Genomic DNA, 23,998 nt, shown 5'->3' with positions numbered 1-23,998 from the left:
ATCAGGCGAGGGCGCCGTTGACGCCGATCACCTGGCCGGAGACATAGCTGGCCGCCTCGCTGGCGAGGAAGCCGACCACGTTCGCGACTTCCGCGGGTTGGCCGGCGCGGCGCATCGGGACCATGCTGCGGATGGTGTCGGCATCAAAGCTGGATTCGCTCATCGGGCTCTCGATGATCCCGGGCGCGACCGCATTGGCGGTGATCCCGCGCGAGGCCACTTCCTGGGCGAGGGAGCGGATCGCGCCGTGGAGCCCGGCCTTGGCCGCGGCGTAGTTGGTCTGGCCGCGGTTGCCGATCTGCCCGGCGACGGACGAGATCGCAATCACCCGCCCCCAACGCGTTGTGATCATCGGCAGTAGCAACGGTTGGGTAACGTTGTAGAAGCCATTCAGCCCAACATTGATTGGGCGATCCCATTGTTCCCGGCTCATCCCGGCCAGCGGGGCGTCATCGTGGATTCCCGCGTTGTGGACTAGGATCTGAATGGGCTGTTCGGCCGCCAGGGGCTCCAGGGTTGCGCGGCAGGCGGCCTCGTCGGTGATGTCGAATACCTGCACCTGGGCTTGCCCTCCGGCCGCCCGGATGGCCTCCACCGTTGCCTCGGCCGTTTTGGCATTGCGATGGGCGTGCAGGATGACCTCATGCCCGGATACGGCCAGGGCCTCGGCAATCGCGGCGCCGATCGCGCCGCTGGCGCCGGTGATCAGGGCGCGGATGGTCATGACGTTGGTTCCTCGTCGGCGGGTTGCAGGATGACCGTCGCGCGGGCGCTTAGCACGGCCTGCGTGCCCGCGGTGACCCGCAGGTCGTAGATGGAGCTGTTGGCATCCGACAGGATGCGCTCGGCCTCGATCGTCAGCGGGGCCTCCAGGTCGTCGAGTCGTTGAACCGGCAACTTCAGGTCGCGGACGGCGGCCAGGTAGCCTGCGCGAGGCGGCCCGGCGTCGGCCAGCAGCGCGCCGTGCACGGCCATACCCTGGGCTCCGTATTCCAGCGCGGCCAGGGCGTGTAGCCCGTCCTCCCCGCGCAGCGGGTTGGTCGGGTCCCGGTGGCGATCGGCACGACAATGGATAACGGTGTCGGACCAGTTTTCCACGGAATCCAGCAGACACATGGCCCCGGCATGCGGCAGTAGCCGGCAAATGGCCTCGTGATCCAGGCTTTCGGGTCGGGGTGGCATACGCGGGATCTTCCTGATCCGGGCGGACAAATCAGGGCTCGATCTGGATGCTCAGGGATCGGCCCAGTGGAGCCTGCAGCGTAACATGGCCGGGGGTCCCCCGAGCCAGCTGTTCCAGCAGTGGCAAGGCCCGCGCGGCGGGGTTGCTATCGCGCAGTGCCTCCAGTTCGTCGACCCGGCAGCGATCGGCCGGGACATCCCCCCCGAACGCTAGCTGCAATCGCCACGGCGCCCCTTCGGCCGGCCCAAGACGCAGGGCCACTGCAAAGGGATGGTGGATGGGCCGTACGTGGGCGAAGGTCTCCATCGACGGCACGTCGTAGCAGGCCAGAAGTACCCCGCCGCCCTCGGTCAGCTGCAGGGTGGCGGCCTCCAGCAGGCCGGTCGCAAGGCTCGCGGTGTAGCCCGAAAGCGCGGTGGCCGGGGCCGGGTTGCGGGTGGCGATGGACCAGTTTCCGGCCGGTGCGTTGTGCACCGAGTTGTGGAATTGCACCGGCGAGACCACGGGTTCCGGATGAGTCAGGGCGTCGCAGATGCGGTCGATGATGTCCATGTCGCCGGAGGATGAGGCAAACACGCTGCGCAGCTGGCTGCGATCCGCACCTTCGGTAGCCTCTTCCGCGACCTTCAATGCCAGACGGATAGTCGCCGTAGTACGGCGACGCTCGTTGGCCGGCAGCAGCCCAGGCGGCGGGATCTGCACATCCCGGCTCGTCAGTGGGGCCTTGCCGGCCAACACCGGCCGGGCACTCTCGAAGTCCTCCAGGCCCGGGCCCAGCAGGCCCACGGCGTACAAGCCGATCGGGTTCATGGGGCCGCCTCCAGGAGCAGGCTGCAGTTGTTGCCACCGAAGCCGAAGGCATTCACCAAGACCCGCTGCACCGGTCGCTGTTCGACGTCGGCGCGGGCATCCAGGTCCAGTTCCGGGTCCAGGGTCTGCAGCCCGGCGGTGGGCGGGATGAATCCCCCGGCAAGGCTGGCCAGGGCCTGTGCGACGCCGACCGCGCCGGCGGCCCCCAGGGTGTGCCCGGTCAGGCCCTTGCTGCCGACGGCGCGGCACCCTGTTCCCAGGCTGTGCGTCAGGGCACGGGCCTCGGAGCGGTCATTGGCCGGGGTGGCCGTGGCGTGCATCAGCACGTAATCGACCGCTTCGCCATGGCAACCCGCGCGCCCCAGGGCTTGTTGCATGGCCGTCCCGGCCCCCAGGCCTTCAGGGTGAGGCGCGGACATGTGATGGGCATCCGAGGATTCGCCGTGACCGATCAGGCGCGGGCCGGGGGTGTCGGCGGTGGCGCGTTCCAGCAGGAAGTAGCCGGCGGCCTCACCGATGGAGATCCCGGCACGGTCGCGGTCCAGCGGACTGCACGGCTGGGCGGCCACCAACTGCAGGGCATTGAAGCCGTACAGCGTCATGCCGCACAAGCTGTCCACGCCACCGACCACGGCCGCGTCGCACAGCCCTGCCGCGATGAAGCGTTGGGCGTCGGCAAAGACCTTGGCACTGGATGAGCATGCGGTGGAGATCACCATGGCCGGGCCGGACAGGCCAAAGCGGGTGGCGACAAAATCCGCCAGCGAGAACATGTTCTGGGTATGCTGGTAGTCGTAGTCCGGCGGTAGTGCCCCGGTCTGCGGATCGCGCCGGTGGTAGGCGGCCTCGGTGGCGGCGATCCCGGAGGTGCTGGTCCCTAGCAGGACCGCGACCCGGTCCGGGCCATGGCGTTGTGCCGCGGCGGTCACCGCCTCGGCAAAGCCGTCCTGGCGCAGGCCCAGCTCCGCGAGCTGGTTGTTCCGGCACTGGAACGGAGCCAGGTGCCCCTCCAGGGTGATGGTCTCCACGCCGGGCACGCGACCGATGTAGGTCTCCAGGGTGACGGCATCCAGGTCACAGGGGTGCAGTCCACTGGTCCCGTGTTTCAGGGCCTCGGTATTCGCGGCGATACCGGTGCCGGCAGCGCTTGTCAGGGTATGGGCAGTGATGACCAGGGGGTCCATGGAGCGGCGTGTCTGCGGGTTGTAGCCGGAGGGATCCCCGGGTGAGTGGTGTCCGTGTCGCGTCAGGCGGCCGCTTGTGGTCCCGTCTCGGGGGCCAGCAGCGCGGCGGCGAAGAAGGAAAATACCACGCCGAGCACCACGGTGAGACCCATGGCCTGCAAGACCGGAAGACTGGAAAGGGATAACAGGCCGAAGACCACCAGGGTGGACAGTGCGCAGACGCTGACCGAACGCAGATTGCGCAGGCGTGAGGCGGCCTCGCGCAGCGGACGGCTGAAGAACACCGCGTAGTCCAGGCACAGGCCGGTGATCAGCAGCAGAGCGATCAGGTGGAATAGCGACAGCTGCACGCCAAGCAGCACCAGTGTCGCCACCGTCAGCAAGAGCCCGGTTCCCACCGCGGTCAGGATGCGCAGGCTGCGACCCGGCGCCCGGGTCACGGCCAGAAGCAACAGTGCGACTGCGAGGATGCCCAGGGCCAGGCGTTCCAGGGCCTCGTTGCGGAACCCGATGACCAGCTCCTCCGAGGCGCGGAAGAAGTCGATGTACTGGAGCGCGGTGTCGTTGCCGGTGGATATATCGTCGGCCCATTGGGCCAGTGCGTCCGGGTCGTGGACCCCTTGCAGGCGGACCCAGGCGATCCAGCGCGTACCGTCTTCACGCGCCTGCAGGAGCGGCTCCAGAGCATTGCGCAGGGGACCCTCGGGCAGCGCTTCTGGGGTCAGCAGGCTCTGCTGGCGGGCGTTCTCGATGTCGGTCACAAACGGGTCAAACGCCCCGGCACGAAAGCCCAGCCCGGTGCTAGCGGCCCGCAGGCGCTCGCGCAGGGTATCGGGTGTTGGCAGGGCGGCCTGGCGTTCTTCCTGCCGCGCCTGGCTCGGCAGCACATCGGCGGCATGGTCGTAGTCCTCCAGGGTGCCCTCGGTCCGCAGGGTTGCCAAGCTGGTTTCCAGGGCCTCGCTGGCTTGCAGGACCTGCTCGGGGGTCTCGCCGGTGATCAGCAACGCATGCCGGACATCCGGCAGACCCAGGGCTTCGCGCAGCTCCTGGTCCAGCGCGACCTGGTCGTCCGGCACCGGATGCAACGCGGACAGACGGTCCTCCCACGGGAAGGGCTCCGTGGTCACAATCACGACGACGGCCGCCAGGGTCAGCCCGGCCATCCCCCAGCGCGCCCAGACAGGGGGATGGGCGAGGCCGGAGGGCAGTGGCAGGCGCAGGGGCGGAAGCCCCTCATTGCGCAGTCGGGCAGGGAACAGTGTAGGCAGGACCCAGCGCGTCACCAGGGCCGCCACCGCCACCCCCGTGAGCACGAACAGTCCCAGCTGCGCCATGCCCGAGAAGCCGGTCATCGCCATCAGGGCGTAGACCAGCACGGTACTCCCGGCCCCGAGGGCGATGGCCGGCCACAGCTCGCGCGCGATGTCCGGGATGCTCGCGCTGCGCGGTCGCTGGGCATGGGCGAACAGGTGCAGCGGATAGTCCAGGGCAATCCCTAGCACCGTAATGCCGAACGCCAGCGCGATGCCGTGCAGGTGGCCGAATACCACGGTGACGGTCGCTGCGGCGACCAGGATGCCGCTGGCCAGCGGGACGGCCGCCAGCCAGACCGGGTGGGGGTGACGGAACACGGCCAGTAGCAAAACGGCCAGGGCCAGACTCGCCCCGGCGGTGATCCAGGTCACCTCGCTGCGGATGGTGGCGCGGGATTCCACGGCGATCACCGCCGGCCCCGCGATCCGTAGATGCAGATCCGGCGTATCCAGCGCCGCGAAGGTTGCCTGCGTGCGTTCGATCAATATCGCCTGGGCGTCCAGGTCCATGCCGTCGGCGCCGCTGCGCAATACCAGCAGGGCCCGCTCCCGATGCGGGTCGATCCAGACGCCCTGGGGACCGGTGGTGGCACGCCCCCCGCTGGCGGCGAGCTGCTCCAGCACAGAGGGGATCTCGGCAGTGGGGTCGCGCGGGATCAGTTCTCGGGGTAGCTCCGGGACGCTGCTGGAGAGGTCGTCGCGACGGGCCTCCAGGTGCTCTGCAAGGCGAGCCTCTTCGAAGTGTTCGGCGTTGACCTGTGGGCTTAGCAGATAGCGATGTTCGAGCAGGAAATCCAGCGCCGGGTCGTCAGGGTTCAGGCGCCCGTTGTGGATGCCGGCCACATCGGTTTGGTCCTCCAGGGCGGCGACCAGGGCATCGCTTGCGTTCGCTCGCGCACGGGCGTCGCCGCCCTCGATGGCCAGCAGCAGGATGCGCGCGGCTGGGCCAGCGCCCGGGTCCAGAGGGACCCCGCCCTCGCTGATGGGGTCCGGGGCGAAGCCCTGCAGATCGGTGACCAGCTCGCCGCGCAGGGTGAGCGTTAGCGCGGCCAGCAGCAGGGCAATCAACCAGAGGCCCAGGGCGATGCGGGAGGTGAGGCCGCGCAAGTGTCAGTCTGCGTACTGGGATGGTTCGAAGCGCATGCGGCTTTGGTGGCCGCCCGATTCAATGGTGACCAACTCGCGCAGCTCTCCATCCGTGCCGCTCAGGGTCAGTTCCGGGACCATGCGGCGCAGGGCACGGTCGCGCGGGACCAGCTCCAGGGTCCAGGCGTCGGCATCCCCCGAGAGCTCGATCTCAAAATCACCCTCCAGCGTCTCGCGATCATCGGTCAGCAGGGCCCGGAACAGTCCGGCCAGGGTCGCCAGCGCAGGCTGTTCGCTGAGGTCAATCTCGCGGCTGGAGCTGCGCCGCTCCAGGGTCAGGGTGTCGCCCTCGATGTGGACCTTCTCGCCGCGCGGGCCGTCGACCTGGCGGATCAGGGTATCGGGGGGCTCGAAGAACAGGCTGCCCGAGCGGGTCTCGGGGAACTCCAGCATCGGGTCGTCGCGGCGCTCTTCGAATGTGAGCGTCGCGTCACGATCGGTGGCCAGCCCCGCCAGGATGCGGTCCAGCGTGTCGCCGGCGGTAGCATCGGCCGGAACCAGCAGCGCGATCATCAGCAGTATCAGGGTTGGGGTGGCTCGCCGGATACCGCTAGGGAAACACTGATTAATGCACGCGCTCGCGTTGGCACCCCAGGTTTGCCGAGACAAGGCGCGTCGTGCAGCGGGTAGTGGTTCTACCCGCAAGCGGCGCAACGCAGGATCGGGGAACCTGGGGTGCCAACCCCCACAAGCTATTGAAAGACGGGGCTCGGCCGCTTTTGCGCGCGCACGGCGTTGCGGTTCCCTTGTGCAGAATGACTGCACGGCAGTCGCCGCGCCTTGTTCGCACGCAAAAGTGACTCGAGCGCGAGCGCGAGCATTAATCAGTGTTTCCCTAGCGCGATGTGTCGTCCCAGAAGTCATAGAAGTTGAACCAGTTGTAGGGGGCCTCGCGTACCCGTGCCTCGAGGCGGCTGGCGTAGCGTTGTACCCACTGTGCCAGGGCTTCGTCGCGCTGGCCGCGCGGGGCGTCGATGGTCTCGGCGAAGGGTTCGAAGACAATATCGTAGCGGTTGCCGCCGCGATAGAGCCCGAAACACAGGATAACCGGAACCTTGAGCACCGCGGCCAGCAGGAGCGGACCCTGCGGGAATAGCGCGGTGTCGCCAAGGAAGTCGCAGGCGACCATCTTGTCGCTCTCGGCCACACGATCGCCCAGGGTCGCAATCAGTTCGCCCTGATCCAGGCACTCACGGGCCTGGATCAGGGTCTCGGTGTGCCCCAGCGGGATGACCGACGCGGCAACTTCAGGGTTCAGGGCCTCCAGAAACTGGGTGATGCTCTGGTTGTGGTCGTTGTACATCAGGACTCGCACCGGGAAGTCGTACTTCCCGACCGCCAGTGCTCGTAGGGCCTCGAAGCTGCCGAGGTGGGCGCCCAGTAGGATCGCGCCCTGATCACTGTCGACGTGTTCGAGGAAGACCTCGCGGTTGTGCACCTGGATATCCAGGCGGTCGTCCTGACCGGCCAGCAGGAAGACTCGGTCCAGGATGACCGCCGCGAAGCAGTGCAGGTGCCGGGCCAGGTCCATCAGGTGTGGCTCGCGCCCCAGCACGCGCCGCAGGTAGTTGCGGCTGTGGCGCCGCGATTGCGGGGCGAACAGCAGGAAATAGGCGGTGATCGGGTAGAGCAGGGCGCGGCTGGCGCGGCGGCCGACATTCAGCGCTACCCAAAGGATGATGCGCAGGGCCAGTGGCGAGCCCCGCTCCTTCTGCTGGAACCAGGCGCGGCTCATGCGGCCGGAGTGTCGTGGGTCGTGCACAGTTGCCCGGAACAGAAGGTCACGGGGGCGTCGGCGGTGTCGGCGACCACGCGGAAGGCCTGGCGATCGCCTCGTCCCGGTGGGTCGATCTCGACGCGAAAGTCGACATCCGGCTTCAGCGGGGCCAGGAACTTGACCTGGGGCAGGGCCTCGATCGGGCCCAGGCCATGAGCTTGGGCAACGGCGGCGACCTGGTCGAGGATGACCACGCCGGGCACGACTGGGTGCCCTGGGAAATGCCCTGGAAGCGACGGATGATCGGCCGCAATACAGCGCACGCTGGACTGGATGAGGGAAGACACGGGCAGGGCGCGCGTCAGGCGCACTCGCCGTGGCGTGCGAGGAGATCCAGCAGGACCTGACGCGGCAACTTGCCGGTTGCCGAGCGCGGCAGGTGGTCGACGTGGACCAGTGGGCGCGGCAGAAACAGGGGGTCCAGGCATTCGGCCAGCGTGGCCTGGATCTCGGCCTCGCTGCGCCCGGGTGCCACCACCAGCGCGGCCAGGCGGGTTACGCCGCGGGCGTCGGTGCTCGGCTCCGGCGGGATGAAGACCCCATCGAGGACGCCGGGGATCGCGTTCAGGCGCCGGTTCAGGTCGGCCAGTGAGGCCCGCTTGCCGGCAATGTTCAATTGGTCGGCCAGACGTCCCTCCATGCGGAAATGGTGGGCGTCGTGGGCTTCGATATGGTCCGGCAGCGGGACCGCTGCGGGATGCTGCGGCCCCTGGACCTGGACGATGCCGTCATCTTTGGCGTCGATCTCCACCCCAGGGTAGGTGGTCCAATCGCTCTCGCGGGTGGTGCGCCGAGTCGCGATGGCCCCGGCCTCGGTACAGCCGTAGATCTCGTCCAGGCGGCAACCGAATATGCGCTCGGACGCGCCAGCTGTCTCCGGGTCCAGTGGTGCAGTTGCGCAGAGGATGCGTTCAGGTTGCGGCCATTCCAGTCCCGCGCGCAGACAGGCATTCAGGTGAAAGGGTGTGGTGACCAGTACGGCCGGGGCGTAGGCCGCCAGCGCGGCGCGCACGTCCTCGGGATAGAACGGCCGCTGGCTCAGCAAGGTCGCATGGCCCAGCAGGGCATACAGGATGGTCGATTCCAGGCCGTACATATGCTGCGGCGGGACTGTCCCCACCAGGCTCGGCGGATCGGCCCCGTCCTGCAGGTCGAAGCATTCCAGCGCCTGATGGGTGACCGCATGCAGGGCGCCCCAGCTCCGCGCATGGATCGTGGGCGTGCCGGTGCTGCCCGAAGAAAAGGCGAGGATGGCGGTCTGGTCGCTGGGGATCGTCGGGATTGGCGCCGCGCTCTCCCCGGCCTCGCCGCAGGCGGATACCCGCAGGACCGGGATCGCGATCTCGGCATCCCGTCCGTCGACCAGGGCGGGGGCATCCGGGTACTGGCCGGCGATCTCCGCCAGGGTGGTGCGTCCGCGGTTCGGCGGCAGCAGGTTGATCTGGCGGCGCAGCAGGATTGCGGCGAAGGCGACTGCAAAGTGGTAGCGGTCCTGGCACAGGTTGAAGGCGGTTCGAGCTTGCGGCAGGCGCGCGGCCAGTACCTGCACATCGGCCAGGAATGCAGCGCGCGAGACCGTTCGCTTGCCGATACGGGCCAGGGGCGCGGGCGTGTCGGCCAGCAGAGGCAGGATGTCCTGCGGGTAGTCTTGGATCCCGGTCATGGCTGTTTCAGCATCTGCTGATGATCTACGTGGGCGAGTTCGACGAGGTAGGCAAGAAAGCCGCGCCGGGGCTCGTTATGCAACAGCCAGCGCCGTAGTGGGTACTCCAGCAGGAACAGAGCGGTCAGTAGCAGATAGTTCACGCCGTTGGCGAACAAGGCCCAGGTGGTCGCGGAGGCGAACACGGCCAGTAGGCCGGAGGCGACCGCCAGGGTGCCGCACAGAAGCGCCCAGGCCACGGTGAGGTTACGCGTGTAGCGGTGTACCGAGGGGGTGTCGGAGGCGCCCATCGCCAGGGCGTAGCGGGTGATCAGCGGTGTGGAGCCGCGGAGCAGCGAGCGGGCGAACAGCCACGACAGCAGCCCCATGATCAGTACCGGCATCGCGTATAGCAGCCAGGTTCCGGCGCCGAGCGTCAGTACGAGCGCGATGGCGCCAGCCAGCGCCGCGACCAGCGCGGTCCGGCCCGCGGATCCCAGGGAGGCCCAGCTCGCCACCAGGATGAGGGTAGCCAGGATCGCCAGCGGCAACAGAGGGACATCGAAGGTCACGCCGAGTACAACCGCGACTGGATAGCTCAGGGCCACGCTGGCGGCGAGGGGGGTGTTCACGACGCGGCTCGGTTCGCCTCGATGTGGGCGCTCAGGGCACGCAGGGACTCAAAGATCTGGCGGTTGTTCTCGTCGTCGGAACGGATCTGAACGCCGTAGGCGCGAGAGATCGCCAGGGCCAGTTCCAGGGCGTCGATGGAGTCCAGCCCCAGCCCATCGCGGAACAGGGCATTTTCGGGTTCGATCTCTTCCGCGGCCACGTCCTCCAGGTTAAGGCTGTCGACGATCAATTGGGCGACTTCCTGCTCGAACGTTGTTTGCGATGCCACGTGTTCCCCCGGGATGTGGTGATGTGCGGTTTTGTGACCCTCCGCGAACTTCCGGTTCGCGTGACGGTCACCCTGCTGGGCGCCGATGATACCCACACCTTGGGGGTCGTGGTACCCTCGCGACCGGTTCGGGTCGCCGTTTTGGGTTCCCGGATGGCAAGCGGAGACTGTATTTGAGACACGCGGGAGAGAAGGCGGTAACGGACGGCCGCTGCCAGGTGCTGGTCATTGGCGGCGGTCCGGCCGGTTCCACTGTCGCTTCCCGACTGGCGCAGAAGGGTCGCGACGTGGTGCTGTTGGAGAAGGCTCGGCACCCTCGCTTCCATATCGGCGAATCCCTACTACCGATGAACATGCCGCTGTTCGATGAGCTGGGTATTAGCGACGCCGTGGCGACCATCGGCATCCCCAAACACGGGGCCGAGTTCACCATCCCCGAGGCCCCCGATGAGCCGCGCACTTATTACTTCGAGCGTGCCCTGAACGAAGACACCCCGGCCTCGGCCTACGAAGTTCGGCGTTCGGAGTTCGATCACCTGCTCCTGGAGAACAGCGCGCGCCTGGGGGTTCGGGTCCTGGAAGAGGTTACGGTCTCTGATGTGGCTCTGACCGATCCCGCCAAGGGCGGTACCCAGCAGGTCACGGCTCGCGATGCGGCGGGCCACTCGCTGGAGTTCGAGGTGGACTTCGTGGTCGACGCGTCCGGCCGCGACACCTTTCTGGCCCGGCGACTGGATCTGAAGGCGCGCAACCCCGAGCACAACAGCGCCGCGATCTTCGGCCACTTTAATGATGTGCCGCGTCGTGCGGGGCGGGATGCGGGCAACATCAGCATCTACTGGTTCCAGCACGGCTGGATCTGGATGATCCCGCTGCGCGACGGGGCGATGAGCGTAGGGGCCGTCTGTTTCCCGGAGTATCTGAAGACCCGCAAGAGCAAGCCGGAGGTGTTCCTCTGGGACACGCTGAAGCTCTGCCCGCCCGCCTTCGAGCGCATGCAGGGCGCGACCCTGGCCGGTCCCGTCAATGCGACCGGCAATTTTTCTTACCGCTCCAGTCAGGCCTACGGGCCGGGCTATCTGCTGGTCGGCGATGCCTTCACCTTTGTCGACCCGGTGTTCTCCAGCGGGGTGTACATCGCGATGTCCGGCGCCTTCCGGGCCGCCGACGCAGTGGATCAGTGTCTGGATCGGCCGGCGCGAGCCGGTCGTTACCTGCGCGCCTTTGAACGCGATGTCCGCCGCGGGGTCCGCCGCTTCTCCTGGCTGATCTACCGTTTCAACAGCCCGGTGATGCGCAAGCTGTTCATGGGGCCGCGCAACACGCTCGGCATGGAACAGGCGGTGATCTCGCTGCTGGCCGGGGATGTCTATCGCAATACCCGCGTGCAGTGGTCCCTGCGGGCCTTCAAGGCGGTCTATTACACCCAGATGGCGCTGAATCTGCCCCGCGCGCTGCATTTCTGGTCCCGCCGTCGCCGCAATGCCCGGTTGCACTTCACCGGCGGCACCACCCCGGAAGACGAGGCCTGACTGGGTCGCCATGGGTACGCCGCGGGTTGGACTTCGGCGCATCGGCCCGGACGGCCTGGCCACCTTCGCGCTTTCCAATCTCCTGATCCTGGCGACCGGTGGCCTGTCCTGGCTGCTGCTGTGGGGCTACACCCTGCGCTGGTCGCGGAGCCTCCGCTGCCCGGGTCGTGGCCATTGCATTCTGGTGTTGGGGCAGCAATTGGTGGCGGGGGTGCCGGGTCCAGGCTATCGCCTGCGTCTGCTCCGCGCAGTGCGGCTGGCGCGGCGTAATCCGCAGGCCCGAATACTGGTGCTGGGTGGACAGACCTCGGAACGGGGGCCGACCGAGGCCACCGCGGGCGCCGAGTTCTTGCAGCAGTACGGCATCGCCCCCGAACGCATCCAGACCGAGGATGCCTCGCTGCATACCCTGGAGAACCTGCGCAACGCGCGCGACTTGCTGGTGGGGCAGCAGGATGTGGACGAGCCCCTGGTCCTGGTAACCAGCCGCTTCCATCTGGCACGTGCGGTCGCCATCGCGCGGGGCGTGGGGTTGCAAGTATGTCCCTGTCCGGCGGAGACGGGCGCGCAGGTATCCGCGGCCCGCCTGGCCCGCGAGGCCTGGATACTGCACTGGTATCACGTGGGCCGCGGCTTCGCCCGCCTCATCCGCCACCGCGGCATACTCGAACGCATAACCTGACAAAGGTCAAAGACGGTCCACAGGAAGATGCGAAGTTTGGAAGATGGACGGGGATTAAAGGTCGCTCACTAGTGGCAGTTGCCTCGGGTGCGACCCGGCGTTCATCTGTACCCGTCAGCCAAAACCACTTCTTGTCTTCCCAGCTTCCTGTTAACCGCCTTTGACCCTGCCCTTACATCGCGCGGATGCGTTCGCGCTGGGCGGCGAGCTGGTCGCGGGTGGCGTGCATTTCGGCAACGCGGTCGCGTTCTTTTTGCACCACGTCGGCCGGGGCGCGGTCGACAAAGCTCGCGTTGGACAGGCGCTTTTCGCTTTGCTCGAGGTTCTTGTCGAGCTTGCCGATTTCCTTGTCCAGGCGTGCCAGCTCGGCGTCCTTGTCGATCAGGCCGGCCAGCGGGATCAGCAGCTGCATCTCGTCGACCAGAGCCATCGCCGATTCCGGCGCCTCGTCGGCCGCGTCCAGCCAGGTGATGCTTTCCGGCTTGGCCAGGAATTCCAGCAGGCCGCGGTGGCGGGTGTAGCGTTCCTGATCGGTGTCGGTCCAGTTCTTCACCAGCACCGGCAGCGGCTTGCCCGGGGCGATGTCCATCTCCGCGCGGATGCGGCGCAGCCCGGTGATGAAGTCCTTGACCCAGTCGAGCTCGGCCGTTGCCGTTTCGTCGCGCGGGAAGCCGTCCTGGGTGGGCCACGGGCGCTGCACCAGGAACTCGATGTTGTCGCTGATGTCGGCGTGCGGCTTCACATTGGTCCAGATCGCCTCGGTGATGAACGGAGTGACCGGGTGCAGCAGGCGCAGCAGTGCCTCGAGCACGGTGACCAGGGTGTTGCGGGTCGCACGCTTGACCGCCTCCGGGGTGGCCTCGTCGTTCAGTACCGGCTTGGTCAGCTCCAGGTACCAGTCGCAGTAGTCGTGCCAGGTAAACTCGTACAGCGTCTGCGCGGCGAGGTCGAAGCGGTAGGCATCGAGCTGTTGCGTGGCGGTCGCGGCCGTCTCGACCAGGCGGTCGAGGATCCAGCGATCAGCCAGCGTGCGGTATTCCGCCGTGTCGTCGGTGGCCGAGCAGTCCTGCTCCTCGACGTTCATCAGCACGAAGCGCGAGGCGTTCCACAGCTTGTTGCAGAAGTTGCGGTAGCCCTCGATGCGGCCGAGGTCGAACTTGATGTCGCGCCCGGTGGTGGCCAGCGCCGCGAGGGTAAAGCGCAGGGCATCGGTGCCGAACGCGGGGAAGCCGTCGGGGAAGGCCTTGCGCGTGGTCTTCTCGATCTTCGCGGCCATCTGCGGCTGCATCAGGCCCTGGGTGCGCTTGGCCACCAGGTCGTCGGCGCTGATGCCGTCGATCAGGTCAATCGGGTCGATCACGTTGCCCTTGGACTTGGACATCTTCTGGCCTTCCGAGTCACGGATCAGGCCGGTGACGTAGACCTCGCGGAAGGGGACGTCGCCCATGAAGTGCTCGCCCATCATGATCATGCGGGCGACCCAGAAGAAGATGATGTCGAAGCCGGTGACCAGCACGCTGGTCGGGTAGAAGTCGCGCAGTTCCGGCGTCTCCTGCGGCCAGCCGAGGGTGGAGAACGGCCACAGCGCGGAGGAGAACCAGGTGTCGAGCACGTCTTCGTCCTGTTCGAGCGCGACCTCGGCGCCCAGACCGTGCTTCTCGCGCACCTCGTCCTCGGAACGGCCGACGTACACGTTGCCATCGCGGTCGTACCAGGCCGGGATGCGGTGGCCCCACCAGATCTGGCGCGAGATGCACCAGTCCTCGATGTTGCGCATCCACTCGAAGTAGGTCTTCGACCAGTTCTCCGGCACGAAGCGGATGCGGCCATCCTCCACCGCCTTGATCGCCGGTTCGGCCAGCGGGCCGGCCTTCACGTACCACTGGTCGGTCAGATAGGGCTCGACCACGGTGCCGGAGCGGTCGCCGCGCGGGACCATCAGCTTGTGATCGTCGATCTTCTCCAGCAGTCCCAGTGCGTCCAGGTCGTCGACGACCTTCTGTCGCGCCTGGTAGCGGTCCAACCCGCGATAGGCCTCGGGCACGTTGTCGTTCAGGCAGGCGTCAATGGTCAGGATATTGATCACCGGCAGGTCGTGACGCTGGCCCATCGCGTAGTCGTTGAAGTCGTGCGCCGGGGTAATCTTTACGCAGCCGGAGCCGAACTCGGCCTCGACATAGTCGTCGGCGATGATCGGGATCTCGCGCCCGACCAGTGGCAGCCGGATCGTCTGGCCGATCAGGTGCCGGTAGCGCTCGTCCTCCGGGTGCACCGCGACGGCGGTATCGCCCAGCATGGTCTCCGGGCGCGTGGTCGCAACGGTCAGGTGCCCGGAGCCGTCGGCCAGCGGGTAGCGGAAGTGCCACAGGTGACCGTTTTCCTCCTCCGACAGCACCTCCAGGTCGGACAGCGCGGTGTGCAGCACCGGGTCCCAGTTGACCAGGCGCTTGCCGCGGTAGATCAGGCCCTCTTCATGCAGGCGCACGAAGACCTCGCGCACCGCCGCGGACAGGCCCTCGTCCATGGTGAAGCGCTCGCGCGACCAGTCCACCGAATCGCCCAGCCGGCGCATCTGGCGGGTAATGGTGCCGCCGGACTGGCCTTTCCAGTCCCAGACGGCCTCGAGGAACTTCTCGCGGCCGAGGTCGTGGCGGCCCTTGCCGTCGGCGGCGAGCTGGCGCTCGACCACCATCTGGGTGGCGATCCCGGCGTGGTCGGTGCCGCCCTGCCACAGGGTGCGGTCGCCGTGCATGCGCCGGTAGCGGATCAGGGTATCCATCAGCGTGTGCTGGAACGCGTGCCCCATATGCAGGGTGCCGGTCACGTTCGGCGGCGGCAGCAGGATGCAGTAGCTGGCCTCGCCCGATTCCGGCGGCGCGAAGATGTTCGCGGCCTCCCAGCGTTCGTACTGGGTCTGCTCGATGCTCTTGGGGTCGAAGCTCTTGTCCATGATCGCGGGCGCGCTCGGGTCGGAATGTGGGGAAAGCCGCGCATTATAACGGCGCGGCGCGCTCATCGCCCGCTGTCCGCTATCGTGTTTACGTCTGGCCACCACAAGGCCGGCGGCTGGACGTAACCACCATAAAGATCAGGAGCCGAGCGCGGCCCAGCCTGCAAGGCGTGAGAGCTTGGCTCGGGTGGTGGCGATCTGGTCGAGGAGGGCTCCGTAGCCTGTTTGGTAGTCGGGGTACTGGAGGTGGTAGCCGCTGGCGTGCAGGCGTGCGTTTTCGCAGCGCTTGCCGTGGACTGCGCCCTCCGGCATGGGGGGTGTGGTGCCGGGCGTGTCGAGGCCCATCTCCTGGGCCAGCCAGGCGAGCAGTTCGTGACGTAGGACCGGAGCGTCGTCGACGCCGAGATAGATCGAGTCCGGGTGATCCAGGTGGAACAGATAGATCAGTAGGCCGACGCAGTCGTCGCGGTGGATGCGGTTGGTCCAGACCGGGGGTTCGTGTAGGCCTCGGATGCCTTCGCGCACCTTGAGCAGGTGGTAGTCGCGTCCTGGGCCGTAGATGCCGCCGAATCGTACGACGACGCCGGGGACCGGGCTATCGGACAGTAACTGTTCGGCTTCGCGCAGGCAGCGGCCGGAGAAGCGGGTGGGTTCGGTGGGGCTGGTCTCGTCCACCCAGCGTCCGTCGTCGGCACCGTAGACGGAAGTACTGGACACGAACACGATCCGGCGCGGTTGTTGCTGTGCACGTTCCAGGTTGGTCAGGGTGTTGCGCAGGCCGTCGACATAGGCGCGGCGATAGGCGGCCTCGGTGAACTCGCCCGGGGTTGCGATGAAGTAGACGGTGTCGAGTATCGGGGGCAATTCCGGTAACCCGTCGGCCCGCCCGAAGTCGCCAGCCAGAGGGCGGATCGGCTCCGGGATCGCTTGCGGCTGGCGACGCAGGCCCCAGACGGTGTGGCCGGCGTGGGCGAGTTGCGTGCCGACGGCACAGCCGAGGTCGCCGCAGCCCATGATCAGGATGTTGGCCATTGTTCCCTCCACGCGGTGCGTTCCAACGCTACCGTTTCCTTGCGTGAAAGACCAGCCCCCAAGTGGGGGTTCGACGGGGGCGATCGCCTGCGGCATGCTCGGTCTCGGGAACGGAAAGGAGAGCTCGATTGGGTAAGTCCCGTCGTAAACAGGGAGACGTCTGCGCTTGCGGTTCAGGTAACAACCGCGCGGCCTGCTGCGGCCCGTATCTGGATGGCGGGGCTTCGGCGCCGACGGCGGAGGCCCTGATGCGCTCGCGTTACACCGCGTTCGTGGAAGGGCGCGAGGGCTATCTGCGGGCGACCTGGGCGGCGGAAACGCGCCCGGAATCGCTCAGGCTGGATCCCGATCAGCGCTGGCTGGGACTGGATATCCGCGCGACGGAGGCGGGTGGGGCGGAGGACGCCGAAGGCTGGGTGGAGTTTGTTGCGCGTTCCCGTGTGCAAGGTCAGGGCGTGCGGCTGCACGAGCGGAGCCGCTTTCGCCGCGAGGCTGGGCGCTGGGTCTATGTCGACGGGGTGTTTCCGGGGGTATGACGCATGGGCCGGACAGCGTCGACTCGCCGGTGGATGCGGCGCTGTTGGAGCGGGTGCTGGAGTGCCTGCGGGTGCAGCCGTCCGGGCTGACCGAACACGCCCTGATCGGGCAGTTGCGCGCCGCGGGTGTGGAGCCGTTTGCGGGGGCGCGGCTAAAGGAGCCCTTGAGTCTGTTCCAGACCCACTTCCTGCTGTTCCACTGCCTGTACCGGCTGCGCGATCACCTGCTGGGGCAGGGCGAGTGGGTGCGCATCCACTGCCTGGATATCGGGATCGAACGGGCAAGTGGCGGGCCGGGGGCTGGTGCGGCGGGTTTGCTGGCGCACCGCGATCCGCTGCGGGCCTATTACCTCGACCTGACGCAACTGGAGCGGATGGATACGGCGGCGGTGGAGGTACTTCTGGGCGAGTTCTGGCGGCGGCTGGGCCGCGATCAGCGGCGTGAGCAGGCCCTGGAGGTGCTGGATCTTGCGGATCCGGTGGATGCGGATACCGTGCAGCGTCAGTACCGCAGGATGGCGCAGCGCCATCACCCCGACCGGGGTGGTGACACGACCACCCTGCAGCAGATCAATGCGGCTCGCTGGGTACTGCTCGCCGACCGCTGAGGCGTTTTTCGAGGGCTCAGTCGTCCGAGTCGGACATCGTGGTCACGAAGGCCTGTTCCACGGTGAAGGTGCCCACGCCCTTGTAGTTGGTCTGGACCCAGCCGTGTTCGGTCAGCCACTCACTCATCTCGCGGTTCATCGCGGGGTTGCCGCAGAGCATCACGCGGTCATGTTCCGGATCCGGGGTCGGTAGCTCCAGCACCCGGCTCAGTTCGCCGGAACGGAACATGTCTGCGCCGCGCTGGTTGTTGTCATACGGCTGTTGCGCGATTGGGCAGGCGAAGTCGTGGTTCTCGCGGGTCACCGTGGGCACGTAGCGCAGGCGGTTGCTGATGCGCGATTCGATTTCCTCGCGGTAGGCCAATTCTTCGACCGTACGGACGCTGTGCACCAGCACCGCGTTGTCGAAATGTTCGAGCAGCTCCGGGCTGCGAATCAGCGAGATGAATGGAGCCAGCCCGGTGCCGGTGGCAATCATGTACAGGGTGCGACCCGGCTGCACGTAGTCGAAGGTGAGCGAGCCGGTGACCTTGGTGTTGATCCAGATCGAGTCGCCCGGTCCGGCCTCGGCGAGTCGGCTGGTCAGCGCGCCGTCCGGTACGTGAATGCTCAGGAACTCCAGTTCCTCGGCCTCGGGTTCGGAAACGATCGAGTACGCGCGCGGGACCAGCTTGCCCTCGGGGCGCAGCCCCAGGGTGACAAATTGCCCGTTCTTGAACTCCAGGCCCTCCGGTCGCGTGGTGGTGAAGCTGAAGGTCTTGTTGGACCAGCGTCGCGTGGAGGTGATGCGTTCTTCCGAATACGGCATGGGTGCGTGGCTTCCCTGTTTTTGTTCGCCATTACGCTATCAAGTCCCTACCCCGACCGCGAAAGCGCAGGCAAAAACCAAGGAAAACACTCAGAAAATGGCGAGCCCGAGGGGGCGGCGCGACGGACAGGCGTCAGGTGATCGTTGTGGCCATCAGGTCGCCTGCCCGCTGGCGGGCGGCAGCAGCTGTTCCAGCGGCGTCGGTTCGGACAGGTAGAACCCCTGCACGAAGTCCAGCCCGATCCCGCGCAGGTGTTCCATGGTGGCCTCCGACTCCACACACTCCGCGACGGTGCGCAGGCCCAGCACGTGGCCCACGCGGTGGATGGCCGTGACCATCGCCGAATCCACCGCGTTGTGGGCGATATCGCGCACAAAACTGCCATCGATCTTGATCAGGTCCACGGGCAGGTTTTTCAGGTAGCCGAAGGACGACAATCCGGTGCCGAAGTCGTCCAGCGAGAAGCGGCAGCCCATGTAGCGCAGGGTGCGGATCAGGCTTTGCGCGCGGTCGTGGTGGCTGATGGCCGCGGTCTCGGTGATCTCGAAGACGATGCAGTGTGCCGGGATCGCGTAGTGCTGCAGGCGTTCGGTAATGAACCCCAGCATGTTCTCCTGGGCCAGGGACTGACCGGAGAGGTTGATCGCGATGCTGGGTTCGCCGTAGGCATCCTCCCGAGTTCCGCGGTGCCGGGCCAGCACGGCAAAGGCATGGTCGATGATATGGTGATCGATCTCCGGCATCAGGTGATAGCGCTCGGCGGCGGGGATGAAGGCGCCTGGGGAAACCATGTTCCCGTCTTCGTCCAGCAGGCGCATCAGGACCTCGATGTGCGCCAGGCCCGGGTCGGTGGGTCCGAGCGGGTGCACGGCCTGTCCAAACAGGGTAAAGCGCTGTTGTTCCAGCGCGGTCCGGATGCGGCCCACCCATTCCATCTCCCCGCGCCGGCGACGCAGGGCCTGGTCGGTGGGTTTCCATACATAGAGGCGGTTGCGGCCTTCCTCTTTTGCGGCGTAGCAGGCGGAGTCGGCCTGGCTGAGGATTTCGGGGAGGGTAGGCGCGGGGCTGGCGACTGGCACCAGGCCGATGCTGACGCCGACATCGAAGCGGCGTCCTTCCCACTCGAAGCGCAGGGCCTGTACCGTATTCAGGATCTTCCCGGCAATCACCTCGGCGCGCTCTGGAGGGCAGTGGCACAGCAGCAGGCCGAATTCGTCACCACCCAGTCGCGCCAGGGTGTCGTTCTCGCGGATCAGGTGTCCCAGGTGCTCGGAGAGTTCGCGCAACAGCTCATCGCCCGCCTGGTGGCCACAGGTGTCGTTGATGATCTTGAACTGGTCCAGATCCATGTAGAGCAGCGTATGTGGGGTCTGGCCCTCCTCCAGCGTGTGCAGGGCCTCCTGGAGGCGGCGTTCGAATTCGCGGCGGTTGCACAGCCCGGTCAGGTCATCGTGCGTCGCCTGGTGGTTGAGCTGCTGGGTCATTCGCCACAATTCGGTATGGTCGTGCAGCACGATCACGACGCCCTGAGTCTCGCTGCCGGGCCGTTGCAGGGGCGAGGCCAGCAGTCGCACCACGCGCGTGCCGCCGTCGGCCCGATGCAGCACGCGCTCGGGTGATTCCACCGTGCCCCCCAGGCTCAGGCACTGCTCGACCGGGCGGTGTACGTTACTTCCGGTGCGGGTGTCTTCGAGTTCCAGCAACTCGTCCACCAGGCAGCCCTGCGCCTGGGTGGAGTCCATCCCCAGAAGCGCCTGAGCAGCCGGATTGAGATAGGTCAGGCGTCCGCGGATGTCGGTGGTAATGACGCCGTCATTGATCGATTGCAGCGTGGTTAGCAGTCGGTCGCGTTCCGCGCCGGTGGCCGCCTCGGCAACGCGCAGGGAAGTGATGTCCCAGGCGACGCCCAGCACCCCGGCGTCCTGGGCTTTGAGGTTCATCCAGCTGACCCGGAGATGGTTGCCCTGTATGCGGACCTCGTCCTCGAAGGTCTGCCCGGCCAGCGCCCGGTCCAGGGCTGCGAGGATCTCCGGGTGGTCCGCGTAGACCTCGCGTGCGCTACGACCGACGACCTCGCCGGGCTCCAGTCCCAGGACCTTCAGTCCAGCGCCCTCGGACAAGGTGAAGCGGCCGTTGGAGTCGAGCGCGAACAGGATCAGTGGGGCATTGCGGATGGTCGCGCCCAGGCGCGTCTCGAGGGTCTTGAGGGCCTGTTCCGACTGGTGCTCGCGGGTGATGTCGCGCACAGTCGTGAAGACCTCCAGCTCCCCTTCGGTGCGGATGGCATTGATGAACACCTCGGCCGGGAATTCGCTGCCGTCGCGGCGTCGGTAACGGCTCTCGAAGTGGGCCGGGAGGCGACGCTCGGGGTCGGAGTGGGCCTGTTCGACGTCGGCCTGGGTCGCCTGCAGGTCGAGATCAGTGATATGGACCCCGGCGGTCAGCTCGGCCTCGGTGTAACCCAGCAGGTCGCAGGCGGCGTGATTGGCCGCGACGATGCCACCAGCGCGGCTGAGGACCAGGTGGGCCTCGGGCGCCTGTTCGAAGATCCGTTGATAGCGCGTGGCGTCCGGGTGGTCGGGCATGGCGGCTGGCTCGGATCCATTGGGTGACGGGCGGCAAGCCGCGCGAGGTCACCTGATCATGGTTGTACGACTCGCGCGAACAGGCACCGAGTGTCGCCGGTCACAAAGTCGCTGGCAAGCTCAGGCCGGGGCTTGGGTGAGCCGGGCAATCGTTGCAGCCGGTTCCTGCCGCTCGGGTTCCCGCAGCCGCGCGCGGGCCCAGGCCACGTGCTCGCGCACCCGTTCCGAGTCATGCTCGGCGCGCGTCGCGAGGGCCGCCTCGGCCTCTGGTGTGGCCGGGCCATTGCCCAGGGCAACGGCGATGTTGCGCAGCCACTGGATGTGCCCGATGCGTCGGATGGCCATGCCTTCGGTCCGAGCCAGGAAGGTGGCTTCGTCCCAGGCGAACAGCTCCGCCAGACTGGCGGCATCCAGCCCGTGACGGGCGATGAAATCCTGTTCCGCGCTGACCTCGGCGAAGCGATTCCACGGGCAGACCAGCTGGCAGTCGTCGCAGCCGTAGATGCGGTTGCCGATCAGCGGGCGCAGGTCCTCGGGGATGGAGCCCTTCAGTTCAATGGTCAGGTAGGAGATGCAGCGCCGGGCATCGAGGTCGTAGGGTCCGCGAAAGGCCTGCGTGGGGCAGATGTCCAGGCAGGCGGTGCACTGGCCGCAGTGTTCCCCAACCGGCTCGTCCAATGGCAGCGGGAGGTCGGTGAAGAGTTCCCCGAGGAAGAACCAGGAGCCACTCTCGCGCGCCAGCAGGTTGGTGTTCTTGCCAATCCAGCCGAGCCCCGCCTGCGCGGCCAGGGCCTTCTCCAGGATGGGGGCGCTGTCGGTGAAGGCGCGGTAGCCGAACGGGCCGATCTCGGCCTCGATCCAGCGCCCCAGCGTGGTCAGGCGTTTGCGCACCAGCTTGTGGTAGTCGCGGCCCAGGGCGTAACGGGAGATGTAGGCGCGCTCGCCCGCGGCGAGCTGGATGGCCGGGCGGCGGGTGGCCGGCGGGAAGTAATCCATGCGTACACTGATGATGCGTTGTACGCCGGGAACCAGCGCATCCGGGTCATGGCGAAGGGGCGCGCGGTCGGCCATCCAGTCCATGTCGCCATGCGAGCCTTGGGCCAGCCAGTCGTCCAGATGCTGGCGATCCGCTGCTGGGACTTCGGCCGGGGCGATGCCGACCGCCTGGAAGCCCAGCTGATGGGCCCAGCGGCGGATGCGCTCGGCCAATTCGGCGCATTGGCGTGGATCGAGGCGCTCAGGCACGATTTCGGCTTCCGCGAAGGAGATTGATGGCGTGAATCATGAACCCGACCCCCAAGCCTTGACCAGCGCACTGTTTGACAATGCGGGCATGCGGGCCCTGGATGCCGCCGGCCTGGCCCTGCCCGGCATGGCGCCGGGCGAGCTGATGGAGCGCGCCGGCCAGGCCCTACTGGAGGCCTTGCAACGCCACTGGCCGCTGGCCCGGCGAATCGGGATTCTCTGCGGGCCCGGCAATAACGGCGGCGATGGCTACGTGCTCGCGCGTCTGGCCTCCGCGGTGGGACTGGAGCTGGTGGTGCATGGTGGCCCGTCGCGGGCGCGCCCCAAGTCCGATGGTCGGCGGGCCCATCGCCGCTGGCAGGAAGGCGGCGGCGCCGTGCATGCACTGGAGGATTTTGATCCGGCCGCCGCCGAGGTCTGGGTGGATTGCCTGTTCGGGATCGGGCTGGAGCGTCCGCTTACCGATGCCTATGGGACGCTGATCAAACAGCTGAATGCGAGCGACCGGCCGGTACTCGCGGCGGATGTGCCCTCGGGCGTGGATACCGATACCGGTCGGGTGCTGGGTGTGGCCGTGCGCGCCGAGCACACCCTGACCATGATCGCCGACAAGCTGGGGCTGCATACCGGCGCGGCGGTGGACTGTGTCGGACAGGTGGAAGTGGCCCCCCTGGATCTCCCCACGACCGTAGCGGCGGGCATCGCCCCGGTCGCTCGCCGGGTAGGTCCGGACGACTGGCGCCATCGCCTGCCGGTCCGGCGCAAGGGGGCGCACAAGGGCGACTTCGGTCACGTGCTGGTTGTGGGTGGGGCACCCGGTTATTCGGGGGCGGCTCGGCTGGCGGCAACGGCGGCCCTGCGCGCCGGCGCCGGGCGCGTGACCCTGGCCACGCATCCCGATCACGCGGTCTGGGCCAACCTGGAACGCCCGGAGCTGATGGTGCGCGGAGTATCCAGTTCCGGGGAGTTGCAGGCCTTGATGCGTCAGGTGGATGTGGTGGCTGTGGGGCCGGGCCTGGGGCAGGACGCCTGGGGCCGGGGCCTGTGGCTGGCGGCGGCCGATGCCGGTCTGCCTCGCGTGGTTGACGCCGATGCGCTGAACCTGCTGGCCGAGGCCCCGCGCCGGGGTGAAGACTGGGTGCTGACCCCGCATCCTGGTGAAGCGGCTCGCCTGCAGGGTGTGGAGGCGGCGGCCATCGAGTCCGACCGTCCGGGCCACGCCCACGCCCTGGCCGAACGCCTGGGGGGTGTGGTGCTGCTTAAGGGAGCGGGCACGCTGGTCGCCGGCTCGGAGTCGGGTCCGCTCGCCTGTGTCATCGGCGGGCACCCCGGTATGGCAACTGCCGGCAGCGGCGACGTACTGACCGGCATCATTGCGGCCCTGCGTGGGCAGGGGGCCGATGCCCGCACTGCGGCCGAGGTCGGGGCCGCCTGGCACTGCGCGGCGGCAGGTATCGCTCGCGATTGCCTGGGCGGTGGGCGCGGCATGCTGGCTGGCGACCTTGCCGCGGCGCTTCCGGCGGCCGCTGGAGGCCAGCCATGACGGGCCCTGGATCCGCGCTGCTGTTGCCGCGGCTGGAGGCGACCGAGGCGGCCGGGGCGCTGCTGGCGGAGATGAAGGCGCCCCGGATCGTCTACCTGGAGGGCGATTTGGGCGTCGGCAAGACGACCTGGGTCCGCGGCCTGCTGCGCCGACTGGGACACGAGGGCGCCGTGCGCAGCCCCACCTATACCCTGGTCGAGCCCTATGTGCTTGGGGGCCGCGAGGTCCTGCATTTCGATCTTTACCGCTTGGGAGACCCTGAAGAGCTGGAGTATCTCGGTGTGCGCGAGGACTTTGGCGGGGAGGCCCTGTGGCTGGTGGAGTGGCCCGAACGCGGGCAGGGCTGGCTGCCTGCGGGGGATTTGGTGGTGCGCCTGGCCCATCGTCCGGATGCGGCCGAGGGCCGCGAATTGAATCTGGAAGGTCCGCTGGCCGCGACCTATCGCGAGGCGTTGCTTGAGCGCGGTGTCGTGGCGGACGCGTAAAAGTTGCCCCTCCACGCGCAAAAACCGCGATATCT

The 23,998-nt window shown here is 67.5% G+C and carries 22 protein-coding genes; 6 read left to right on the top strand and 16 right to left on the bottom strand.

The window, feature by feature from the left end; genetic code table 11:
- Position 1: 1 nt before the first annotated feature.
- The 11 genes from fabG to F462_RS03785 form a co-directional block, all read right to left on the bottom strand.
- Entirely contained in the window at positions 2-724 is a 723-nt protein-coding gene (fabG, locus tag F462_RS03835; RefSeq protein WP_038051752.1) for a 3-oxoacyl-ACP reductase FabG, read from the bottom strand.
- Positions 721-1,182 carry a hotdog family protein gene (locus tag F462_RS03830; RefSeq protein WP_038051749.1) on the bottom strand — a complete coding sequence of 154 codons (462 nt, stop codon included), beginning with the start codon at positions 1,180-1,182 and terminating at the stop codon, positions 721-723. Before F462_RS03830 ends, fabG begins: the two co-directional genes overlap by 4 nt.
- 31 nt (positions 1,183-1,213) lie before the next feature.
- Positions 1,214-1,993, bottom strand: coding sequence for a beta-ketoacyl synthase chain length factor (locus tag F462_RS03825; RefSeq protein ID WP_038051747.1), 780 nt, complete (start codon positions 1,991-1,993; stop codon positions 1,214-1,216).
- On the bottom strand, positions 1,990-3,177 hold the full coding sequence (locus tag F462_RS03820) for a beta-ketoacyl-ACP synthase (protein ID WP_038051744.1): 1,188 nt from the start codon (positions 3,175-3,177) through the stop codon (positions 1,990-1,992). The genes F462_RS03825 and F462_RS03820 overlap by 4 nt, the downstream gene beginning before the upstream one ends.
- Before the next feature lie 62 nt (positions 3,178-3,239).
- A complete protein-coding gene (locus tag F462_RS03815) occupies positions 3,240-5,597 on the bottom strand; it encodes an MMPL family transporter (RefSeq protein ID WP_038051742.1) in 2,358 nt (785 codons plus the stop codon).
- 3 nt (positions 5,598-5,600) lie between these two features.
- Positions 5,601-6,149, bottom strand: a complete 549-nt coding sequence (locus F462_RS03810) for a LolA-related protein (RefSeq protein ID WP_038051740.1) — start codon at positions 6,147-6,149, stop codon at positions 5,601-5,603.
- Between the two features lie 322 nt (positions 6,150-6,471).
- The gene (locus tag F462_RS03805) at positions 6,472-7,371 is read right to left on the bottom strand and encodes an LpxL/LpxP family acyltransferase (RefSeq protein ID WP_038051738.1); all 900 of its coding nucleotides are present in this window, start codon (positions 7,369-7,371) and stop codon (positions 6,472-6,474) included.
- Positions 7,368-7,724 (bottom strand): hotdog family protein, encoded by a 357-nt coding sequence (locus F462_RS03800; RefSeq protein ID WP_038051735.1) that lies wholly within the window; start codon positions 7,722-7,724, stop codon positions 7,368-7,370. The genes F462_RS03805 and F462_RS03800 overlap by 4 nt, the downstream gene beginning before the upstream one ends.
- Positions 7,715-9,076, bottom strand: coding sequence for an AMP-binding protein (locus F462_RS03795; RefSeq protein WP_038051732.1), 1,362 nt, complete (start codon positions 9,074-9,076; stop codon positions 7,715-7,717). The genes F462_RS03800 and F462_RS03795 overlap by 10 nt, the downstream gene beginning before the upstream one ends.
- Positions 9,073-9,687 carry a COG4648 family protein gene (locus F462_RS03790; protein ID WP_038051729.1) on the bottom strand — a complete coding sequence of 205 codons (615 nt, stop codon included), beginning with the start codon at positions 9,685-9,687 and terminating at the stop codon, positions 9,073-9,075. Before F462_RS03790 ends, F462_RS03795 begins: the two co-directional genes overlap by 4 nt.
- A complete protein-coding gene (locus F462_RS03785; RefSeq protein ID WP_038054799.1) occupies positions 9,684-9,956 on the bottom strand; it encodes a phosphopantetheine-binding protein in 273 nt (90 codons plus the stop codon). Before F462_RS03785 ends, F462_RS03790 begins: the two co-directional genes overlap by 4 nt.
- A 218-nt stretch (positions 9,957-10,174) precedes the next feature.
- Between F462_RS03785 and F462_RS03780 the strand changes: the two genes are divergently transcribed.
- Positions 10,175-11,488 (top strand): NAD(P)/FAD-dependent oxidoreductase, encoded by a 1,314-nt coding sequence (locus tag F462_RS03780; RefSeq protein WP_038051726.1) that lies wholly within the window; start codon positions 10,175-10,177, stop codon positions 11,486-11,488.
- Between the two features lie 10 nt (positions 11,489-11,498).
- Positions 11,499-12,170: a YdcF family protein gene (locus tag F462_RS03775; RefSeq protein WP_038051723.1), complete on the top strand. Its 672-nt coding sequence runs from the start codon at positions 11,499-11,501 to the stop codon at positions 12,168-12,170.
- A 172-nt stretch (positions 12,171-12,342) separates the two neighbouring features.
- Here the strand turns inward: F462_RS03775 and F462_RS03770 are convergent, their stop codons facing one another.
- Together F462_RS03770 and F462_RS03765 are read right to left on the bottom strand one after the other, a co-directional pair.
- A complete protein-coding gene (locus F462_RS03770) occupies positions 12,343-15,120 on the bottom strand; it encodes a valine--tRNA ligase (RefSeq protein WP_038054798.1) in 2,778 nt (925 codons plus the stop codon).
- 138 nt (positions 15,121-15,258) lie between these two features.
- Complete coding sequence (locus F462_RS03765; RefSeq protein WP_051918107.1) at positions 15,259-16,152, bottom strand: SDR family oxidoreductase; 894 nt, start codon at positions 16,150-16,152, stop codon at positions 15,259-15,261.
- Between the two features lie 128 nt (positions 16,153-16,280).
- On the opposite strand from F462_RS03765, the gene F462_RS03760 reads away from it, so the two are divergent.
- Together F462_RS03760 and F462_RS03755 are read left to right on the top strand one after the other, a co-directional pair.
- Positions 16,281-16,688 carry a YchJ family protein gene (locus tag F462_RS03760; RefSeq protein ID WP_167549480.1) on the top strand — a complete coding sequence of 136 codons (408 nt, stop codon included), beginning with the start codon at positions 16,281-16,283 and terminating at the stop codon, positions 16,686-16,688.
- Positions 16,685-17,296, top strand: a complete 612-nt coding sequence (locus F462_RS03755) for a DNA-J related domain-containing protein (protein ID WP_038051718.1) — start codon at positions 16,685-16,687, stop codon at positions 17,294-17,296. Before F462_RS03760 ends, F462_RS03755 begins: the two co-directional genes overlap by 4 nt.
- Before the next feature lie 16 nt (positions 17,297-17,312).
- Here the strand turns inward: F462_RS03755 and F462_RS03750 are convergent, their stop codons facing one another.
- From F462_RS03750 to queG, 3 genes are all read right to left on the bottom strand, one after another.
- Complete coding sequence (locus F462_RS03750; RefSeq protein WP_018141999.1) at positions 17,313-18,104, bottom strand: ferredoxin--NADP reductase; 792 nt, start codon at positions 18,102-18,104, stop codon at positions 17,313-17,315.
- A 153-nt stretch (positions 18,105-18,257) separates the two neighbouring features.
- Positions 18,258-20,690, bottom strand: coding sequence for an EAL domain-containing protein (locus tag F462_RS03745; RefSeq protein WP_038051717.1), 2,433 nt, complete (start codon positions 20,688-20,690; stop codon positions 18,258-18,260).
- Between the two features lie 120 nt (positions 20,691-20,810).
- Positions 20,811-21,935, bottom strand: coding sequence for a tRNA epoxyqueuosine(34) reductase QueG (queG, locus tag F462_RS03740; RefSeq protein ID WP_038051715.1), 1,125 nt, complete (start codon positions 21,933-21,935; stop codon positions 20,811-20,813).
- Between the two features lie 58 nt (positions 21,936-21,993).
- Here queG and F462_RS03735 point away from each other — a divergent pair, with 58 nt between their 5' ends.
- Together F462_RS03735 and tsaE are read left to right on the top strand one after the other, a co-directional pair.
- Positions 21,994-23,478 (top strand): bifunctional ADP-dependent NAD(P)H-hydrate dehydratase/NAD(P)H-hydrate epimerase, encoded by a 1,485-nt coding sequence (locus F462_RS03735; RefSeq protein ID WP_038054796.1) that lies wholly within the window; start codon positions 21,994-21,996, stop codon positions 23,476-23,478.
- Positions 23,475-23,963 (top strand): tRNA (adenosine(37)-N6)-threonylcarbamoyltransferase complex ATPase subunit type 1 TsaE, encoded by a 489-nt coding sequence (tsaE, locus tag F462_RS03730; protein WP_038051714.1) that lies wholly within the window; start codon positions 23,475-23,477, stop codon positions 23,961-23,963. Before F462_RS03735 ends, tsaE begins: the two co-directional genes overlap by 4 nt.
- Positions 23,964-23,998: the final 35 nt, after the last annotated feature.

Origin of the sequence: Thioalkalivibrio sp. ALJ1 (genome assembly GCF_000745395.1) — a bacterium.
In the GTDB taxonomy this organism is placed as follows: domain Bacteria; phylum Pseudomonadota; class Gammaproteobacteria; order Ectothiorhodospirales; family Ectothiorhodospiraceae; genus Thioalkalivibrio.
The sequence above is the reverse complement of the archived record's forward strand: the minus strand, read 5'-3'. Positions and strand labels throughout refer to the sequence as shown.

Bases quoted from the DNA above. Each gene is read 5' to 3' on its own strand.
- F462_RS03810 (WP_038051740.1), bottom strand. From the start codon at position 6,149: ATGATCGCGCTGCTGGTTCCGGCCGATGCTACCGCCGGCGACACGCTG.
- fabG (WP_038051752.1), bottom strand. From the start codon at position 724: ATGACCATCCGCGCCCTGATCACCGGCGCCAGCGGCGCGATCGGCGCC.
- tsaE (WP_038051714.1), top strand. From the start codon at position 23,475: ATGACGGGCCCTGGATCCGCGCTGCTGTTGCCGCGGCTGGAGGCGACC.
- F462_RS03770 (WP_038054798.1), bottom strand. From the start codon at position 15,120: ATGGACAAGAGCTTCGACCCCAAGAGCATCGAGCAGACCCAGTACGAA.
- F462_RS03830 (WP_038051749.1), bottom strand. From the start codon at position 1,182: ATGCCACCCCGACCCGAAAGCCTGGATCACGAGGCCATTTGCCGGCTA.
- F462_RS03745 (WP_038051717.1), bottom strand. From the start codon at position 20,690: ATGCCCGACCACCCGGACGCCACGCGCTATCAACGGATCTTCGAACAG.
- F462_RS03795 (WP_038051732.1), bottom strand. From the start codon at position 9,076: ATGACCGGGATCCAAGACTACCCGCAGGACATCCTGCCTCTGCTGGCC.
- F462_RS03775 (WP_038051723.1), top strand. From the start codon at position 11,499: ATGGGTACGCCGCGGGTTGGACTTCGGCGCATCGGCCCGGACGGCCTG.
- F462_RS03820 (WP_038051744.1), bottom strand. From the start codon at position 3,177: ATGGACCCCCTGGTCATCACTGCCCATACCCTGACAAGCGCTGCCGGC.
- F462_RS03825 (WP_038051747.1), bottom strand. From the start codon at position 1,993: ATGAACCCGATCGGCTTGTACGCCGTGGGCCTGCTGGGCCCGGGCCTG.
- F462_RS03765 (WP_051918107.1), bottom strand. From the start codon at position 16,152: ATGGCCAACATCCTGATCATGGGCTGCGGCGACCTCGGCTGTGCCGTC.
- F462_RS03750 (WP_018141999.1), bottom strand. From the start codon at position 18,104: ATGCCGTATTCGGAAGAACGCATCACCTCCACGCGACGCTGGTCCAAC.
- F462_RS03755 (WP_038051718.1), top strand. From the start codon at position 16,685: ATGACGCATGGGCCGGACAGCGTCGACTCGCCGGTGGATGCGGCGCTG.
- F462_RS03805 (WP_038051738.1), bottom strand. From the start codon at position 7,371: ATGAGCCGCGCCTGGTTCCAGCAGAAGGAGCGGGGCTCGCCACTGGCC.